Annotated in this window: 5 protein-coding genes; 3 read left to right on the forward strand and 2 right to left on the reverse strand. The window is 74.3% G+C overall.

The features are described 5' to 3' along the window. The first annotated feature begins 348 nt into the window (after positions 1–348). Entirely contained in the window at positions 349–840 is a 492-nt protein-coding gene (locus DMH08_RS37745; RefSeq protein WP_199748202.1) for a hypothetical protein, read from the forward strand. A gap of 23 nt (positions 841–863) precedes the next feature. On the opposite strand, the gene DMH08_RS37750 is transcribed toward DMH08_RS37745, so the two are convergent. Together DMH08_RS37750 and DMH08_RS37755 are read right to left on the reverse strand one after the other, a co-directional pair. Continuing rightward, the gene (locus tag DMH08_RS37750; RefSeq protein ID WP_125621019.1) at positions 864–2,291 is read right to left on the reverse strand and encodes a DUF1266 domain-containing protein; all 1,428 of its coding nucleotides are present in this window, start codon (positions 2,289–2,291) and stop codon (positions 864–866) included. Between the two features lie 82 nt (positions 2,292–2,373). Further along, positions 2,374–3,312 (reverse strand): DUF6177 family protein, encoded by a 939-nt coding sequence (locus DMH08_RS37755; protein ID WP_026404384.1) that lies wholly within the window; start codon positions 3,310–3,312, stop codon positions 2,374–2,376. A 182-nt stretch (positions 3,313–3,494) separates the two neighbouring features. Here DMH08_RS37755 and DMH08_RS37760 point away from each other — a divergent pair, with 182 nt between their 5' ends. Both DMH08_RS37760 and DMH08_RS37765 read left to right on the forward strand, forming a co-directional pair. Then, positions 3,495–4,694 carry an acyltransferase family protein gene (locus DMH08_RS37760; RefSeq protein ID WP_125621021.1) on the forward strand — a complete coding sequence of 400 codons (1,200 nt, stop codon included), beginning with the start codon at positions 3,495–3,497 and terminating at the stop codon, positions 4,692–4,694. Positions 4,695–4,751: 57 nt separating this feature from the next. After that, entirely contained in the window at positions 4,752–6,182 is a 1,431-nt protein-coding gene (locus tag DMH08_RS37765) for an LCP family protein (RefSeq protein ID WP_034519934.1), read from the forward strand. Positions 6,183–6,292 lie beyond the last annotated feature (110 nt).

A 6,292-nucleotide genomic window follows, 5' to 3' on the forward strand; every position in this document is an offset into this window, starting at 1 on the left:
GGCCGGGAGGGGGTCCCGGCTGGCCGGGCCAGGCTGGGCCGTTCATGATCGCTCCGGGGGTGTCGCGAAGGGGTCGGATCAGACTAGCGGCAGGTGGTGCCGGTTTTCTGGGGGTACCGGGCAACGTGCGATCTTCGTGCCGGTGGCCCGGGCACGCCGCGCTGCTCCTAGGCTGGGGTGGACGGGCCGTCCGCGCCCTGGCGGTGCGGACGGTGCAAGGCGTCTCGTAGGCTTGCCCGGGAGAGGGGAGGCAGGTGTCCGACTCCAGCCGACTGCGGACGGGCGGGCGCGTCAGCGCGCGGCCCGGTTTCCGCCTGCCCTGCACGGTGCCGACGATCGGGCGGATCGATGAGCACTGACCTGGTCGCCCTGGTGCGGCGGCGCCCCGACGTGCACGCCATCGCGGACGGTCTGATCGCGATGGGCGAGCCGCTGGAACTGCGCGGCGGGCAACCGGCCGCGATGCGGCTGCACGGCCCGGACGGGCGGCTGCTCGTCACCGTCGAGGACGCGGTGCAGGTGTCGGTGCACAGCGAGATCGGACGGCTGCTCGGCCCCGAGTTCGCCGAACGGGTGAAGGCCCCGGTGTGGTGGGTGGACGTCCGCGCGGTCGCCGACGTGCCGGAGGCCGCCCGCGTCGCCCGCCGGTTCGCCGACTCGCTCGTCCACTGGCTCGGCGGCGCCGTCTACCCGGACGGCGAGCACGACGGGCCCGCGCTGAGCTGGAAGGCCGGCGACGCCGCGGCCGGCGCCGCCGGGACGACCGGTGCCACCGGGACGGCCGGCGGCCAGGGGACGGCCGAGGGCGCCGCGTACCAGGGCGGTGCCGTGGGCCGCTGACGCGGCACGTCCGGGCGGGCCGGTCAGGCCCAGTCGCGGGTCAGGTCGAGGCCCCAGGGGACGATGTTCCACGGGCTGCGCGGCTCGGCGGCGAGCGCGCCGATGAGCCGGTCGTACTCGTCCTGCGCCTGCCCGCCGCCACCCGACCACAGCAGCCGCCCCTGCAGGTAGCACGTCGCCATGTCGTGCCACGACGTGTACCGGCGCTGGATGTCGAGGGCGAGCGGCAGCATCCGCTCCCAGCAGTACTCCTCGGTCAGCCAGCCGACCATGTGCCCCCACCGGTACAGCATGAGCGCGCGGCCGTAGTCCCAGATGAGGAACCGGCCGACGTTCGCGCGCAGCGCCGGGTCCGCGAGGGTCTTCAGCCGGTGCAGCTCCTCGGCGGCGTGGCCGCGGTCGTTGAACAGCCGGTGCAGGAACTGCGCGAGCTCCGCGCCCTGCTCGCTGAGGTCGGCGCCCGGCTCGTCCCGCAGCAGCGGCGGGACGAGGCCCGCGTACGCGTCGCCGCGGTCGCCGTACCGGACGCGCACCAGCGCGATGAGCCGCTCCACGAACGGGGGTTCGAGCATGTCGCGGGCGATGAGGCCGTCGACCTCGCGGAGCAGCTCGGCGTACTCCTCCTGCTCGGCGGGCGGCCGGGCGGCGAGCTCCGCGTCCTGCGCGAAGTCGGCGCGGTGCCCGTCCTGGACGAGCCAGTTCACGGCGCCGAGGAGCTGTTCGAGGTCGTAGGCGCCCCACGGGTCCTGCAGCAGTTCGAGCGCGGTGCGGCGGTCGGCGGCCGCGGCGGTCTCGCCGGGCGCGGTGCCGAGCCGGTCGATCCGGAACCCGTTGACGGCGCCGTAGGGGGCGCCCGCGCCGATGATCCACTGCTGGACGGGCGTGAGGCCGGCGCCGTGCGTGAGGACGCCGGGCAGGTCGGGCGCGGAGATCAGCTCCCACAGCCGCCGCTGGAACTCCGCGGCCTGCCGCTCCTCGGCCTCGAAGAACCCGGCGACCTGCCTGCGCAGCGACGGGTGGCGCACGTAGAGGCGGCGGAAGAACCGCCCGTTCTTCCACACGAGGTGCTCGGGCCGCAGCTCGCCGAACGGCACGCGCGTCCGCCGGTGGACCAGGGCCCGGTCGGTGAAGCGGACCTCGAGTTCGGGCCACAGGGCCGCGACGGGCGTGAACCGCAGCAGCGTCAGCAGCGCCAGGACCGTGCCGAACATGAGCGCGCCGGGGGCGAGCGCCCAGCGCGCGGCGTCCGCCAGTCCGGCCAGGGAGAGGACGGCGCCGGTGAGCAGCAGCGTGACGCCGCCGATGCCGAGCGAGAGCGACCACCCGGTCAGCAGGATGGGGGATCCGTCGATCCGCAGGACCGCCGCCTCGCCGTCGAACTCGAACGCCCCTTCGGCGAGGGTGCCCTCGACGGCCCGCTCAAGCGCGTCGAGCTGACCGGGCTGTCCCATGCAGGGGACGCTACATCATCCCTTACGGGTAGATCATCGGCTCTCTGCGGCGAATGATGTCGGACGGCCCGTAAATCCGGTTTCAGGCGGACTGGAGGTGCTGCATCAGCATGCTGTGCCGCTGCCAGCCGTCCGCGGACCGGCCGTCGCCCAGCGGGAAGAACGTCAGCGGCGCACGCTGCGGCCCGACCTGCTGCCCGGGAATGCCGCTCGGCCCGGACATCTGCCCGGCGACGGCCAGCGCGACCGGCGACGTCTGCCCGGTCCAGCGCGGCTCGGTCGTCAGGTCGGCGCGGCCGGGCGTGTGCTGGACGAACATCGACGCGACCGGGCGGTCGGCGGCGAGCGCCCCGACGAGGGACGGCAGGTGCTGCAGGGGCGGCGGGTCCTCGGGGCCGTACCCGACGGTCACGGTGGTGACCTCGGCGACGCCGCCCTCGACGGCCCGGAAGTCGCACATGGCGAGCGCCGCGCGCGGCCCGGCCCCGCCGACCAGCAGCCGGACGTTGGAGCGGCCCTTGGCGAGCAGGGTGAACGCGTCGCCGCGCCACCGGTTGCCGAGCGGCTCGTCGGTCCCGAGGCTGGCCGGGGGCTTGCCGGTGAGGAGCTGGAGCAGGCGTTCGACGGCGCCGGACAGGTCGGCGCCCGCGTCGTGCCGCAGCCGGTAGACGAGGCTGAGCTGCGCCCCGATCGGCGCGGTCGGCCGGGTGGTGAACCCGGGCGCGTAGTCGCGGGCCTCCGGCACGGGCACGAACGTGCCGCCGTCCCACTTGAGCGGCCGCCCGCTGAGGCCCTCGTAGTAGCCGTCGCCGTTGCGGACGACCCACTGCACGGTGGTGCCGTCGGCGGCGGTGCGCAGCGGCAGCGACAGCCGGGACTCCAGGGGCGTGACCAGCTGCAGCGTGCGTCCGCTCTCGGCGCATTCGCCGACCGTCTCGGCCAGCCACGGGCTCAGCGGCACGACCGGCCGGTCCTGGAGGACGACCATGGCGCGGTCGGTCAGCGCGTCAACGATGCTCATCTTCTGAAGAGTCTAGTCATGCCCCCACGAGCGTTGGCACGGTGTCCGAAACCCGGCGCGGGCCCCCTCTCCGGACCTAGACCGATTCGACCCTCCAGGGTGACGCCCTCCCGGTCGCCGCGTTCGTACCGTCCTGTTCCGTGACCCGCCGCGGGACGGCGGCGGAAGGAAGGACGCCCCGGATGCGAACACTGGCCGCCTTGGCGGGGGAGCTGGACGCGCGGACCCCCGCCCACCGCGACCGCGCCGTCGACGGGCTGCGCGCCCTCGCGCTGCTGACCGTCCCCGCCGGGCACTGGCTCGTCGGCGGGTTCACGCTCGACGCGGAGGGCGGGCTGCGCAACGCGAGCCCGCTGAGCACCTTCGGCGGGCTCGCCCCGGCCTCCTGGTTCCTGCAGACGCTGGGCGTCTTCTTCCTGGTCGGCGGGTACGCGTCGGCGCTGTCCTACCGCCGCCGCCCGGGCACCGCCCGCGCCTGGCTGGCCGAGCGCATGATGCGCCTGGGACGTCCGGTCCTGGGCGTCACCGCGGTGTGGGCGCTGCTGCTGCCGGTCCTGCGCCACGGGTTCGACGTGCCCGCCGCCACCCTGCACGCGGCCTCCACGCTGGTGGTGCAGCCGCTCTGGTTCGTCGGCGTGTACGCGGTGGTCACGGCCCTCACCCCCTACTGCCTGGCGGCCTCCCGCCGCCTCGGGGCCTGGGCCGCGGCGCCGCTGCTGCTCTCGGTCGCCGCCGTCGACGCCCTCCGGTACGGGCCGCTCGCCGACGCGGTGCCGTCCTGGCTGAGCCTCCTCAACCTGCTGCCCGGCTGGATGTTCGCCTACCAGCTCGGCGCGGCCTGGGCGGACGGGCGGATCGGCCGCCGCGGCGCCCTGGTGCTGCTGGCCGGCGGCGCGGCGCTCTTCGCGGTCCTGCTGCTCGCGTTCGGCTACCCGGCGTCCATGGTCGGGGTCCCCGGCGAGGCGCGGACGAACTCGCACCCGCCGTCGCTGCTCGTCCTGGCCCTCGCCGCGGCCCAGTCCGGCGCGGCGGTCCTGCTCCGCGACCGGCTGGGGCGCGTCCTCGCGCGGCCCGCGCTGTGGGCGCCCGTGGCGGTGGTCAACCTGTACGCGATGACGATCCTGTGCTGGCACCAGACCGCGCTGCTGGCCGCCGCGGTCCCGGCGTCCTTCGCCGGGGCGGTCCCCGGGCTGACGGAGGCGCCGGTGACGGCCGGCTGGGTCGCGGCCCGGCTCGCCTGGATGCCGTTCCTGGCGCTGCTCCTCGTCGTCATCGCGGCGTGCGCGCGGCGGCTGGAGGCGCCGTGGGGCGATGTCGGGCCGGTGCGCAGGGCCGCGGCGGCGCTTCTGGCGGCGGGTTTCATGGTCTTCGCGCTGGCCTAGGGCCGACTTTCCCGTGACGAGGGTGGCGGGTGTCCAATCTGTGCTGAAATGTTACGGATGCAGCGAGCCGCCGTGCGGCCTCCCGTCTACTTCGCCGACGAGGACCACGACGCTCCGCCGATACGGGAGTCGCCGGGGCGCGCGTGGCGTGCCCTCGGCTGGGTCTCGATCGTCCTGTCGGCCGTGCTGGTGATCGGGAGCCTGACCGCGTACGGGTTCTGGCGGCGGCTGGACGGGCGCATCGACCGGGAGGACGTCCGGGGGCGGCTCGGCGAGAACCGGCCCGCGAAGCTGAACGACGCGACGAACATCCTGCTCCTCGGCTCCGACAGCCGGGAGGGCGCGAACTCCCGCTACGGGGTCGAGGAGGGGCGCCGCTCGGACACGACGATCCTGCTGCACATCTCGCCGGGCGGGAAGGGCGCGATCGGCCTCAGCTTCCCCCGCGACTCGATGGTGGACATCCCCGCGTGCGAGACCGACCGGCGGACGGTCCCGGCCCGCTTCGGCATGATCAACTCGGCGTTCGCCGAGGGCGGCCCGGCCTGCACCTGGCAGACGATCGAGGCCCTCACCAAGATCCACATCGACCACTACGTCGAGGTCGACTTCGCGGGGTTCACTCGGGTCGTGGACGCCCTCGGCGGCGTCGAGATCTGCGTCCCGCGCAAGATCGACGACCCGAAGGCCGAACTGCGCCTGGAGGCCGGGCGCCAGACCGTCCGCGGGGAGCAGGCCCTCGGGTACGTCCGGACCCGGTACGGCTTCGGCGACGGCTCGGACCTGGAGCGGATCAAGCGGCAGCAGGCGTTCATGGCGTCGATCGTCAAGAAGGCCACCGACGGCAGCATGCTGACCGACCCGAAGCGGGTGTACGCGTTTTTGGAGGCCATCGCGAGCTCCATCCGGACGGACGAGGAGATGACGCTCTCGGTCATGCAGGACCTCGCCACCGGACTGCGCGGCATCAGCGCCGGGAACGTCCGGTTCGTCACCGTCCCGGTGCAGGCGTACCCGCAGGACACCAACCGCGTCCAGTTCGACAAGGCCCGCGCCGAGCCGCTGTTCGCCGCCGTCCGCGAGGACAACACGGTGCCCGAGCCCGAGCCGCCGCCCGCGAAGAAGGGGCCCCCGCCCGTCCAGCCCGCGCAGGTCAAGGTCGGGGTCTACAACGGGACGGGCTCGTCCGGGCTCGGCAAGCGCACGGCCGAGCAGCTCGCCGGGCGCGGCTTCGACGTCGTCAAGGTCGGCAACGCGGACCGGACGTACGCGAAGACGGCGATCCTGTACGGCGAGGGCGCGCAGCGGCAGGCGGAACGGCTCGCGGTCGCGCTGCCGGGGCACCCGCCGCGGCCGTGGAAGAAGGCGAAGCCGGGCTACGTGTACCTCGTCGTCGGCGCGGACGGCGCGAAGGTCCGGGGCGCGAACCCGGTACCGAAGGTGGCCGGAGAAGTTCGGGCAGATCAGGACATATGCGCAGCCGGCTAACCGGACGTACGGTAACGACGTGGTGTCCCCCGCGTCACCCCGGTATCCTCGCCGCGGGCAACCGCCAACCGCACTAAAGCGTCACATGTAGGACGGCAGCTATACCCCCT

It is taken from the genome of Actinomadura sp. WAC 06369 (assembly GCF_003947565.1).
Taxonomy (GTDB): domain Bacteria; phylum Actinomycetota; class Actinomycetes; order Streptosporangiales; family Streptosporangiaceae; genus Spirillospora; species Spirillospora rifamycini.

Excerpts from the sequence above, each read along its gene's own strand:
- DMH08_RS37765 (WP_034519934.1), top strand. The coding sequence starts at position 4,752 with ATGCAGCGAGCCGCCGTGCGGCCTCCCGTCTACTTCGCCGACGAGGAC.
- DMH08_RS37745 (WP_199748202.1), top strand. The coding sequence starts at position 349 with ATGAGCACTGACCTGGTCGCCCTGGTGCGGCGGCGCCCCGACGTGCAC.
- DMH08_RS37755 (WP_026404384.1), bottom strand. The coding sequence starts at position 3,312 with ATGAGCATCGTTGACGCGCTGACCGACCGCGCCATGGTCGTCCTCCAG.
- DMH08_RS37750 (WP_125621019.1), bottom strand. The coding sequence starts at position 2,291 with ATGGGACAGCCCGGTCAGCTCGACGCGCTTGAGCGGGCCGTCGAGGGC.
- DMH08_RS37760 (WP_125621021.1), top strand. The coding sequence starts at position 3,495 with ATGCGAACACTGGCCGCCTTGGCGGGGGAGCTGGACGCGCGGACCCCC.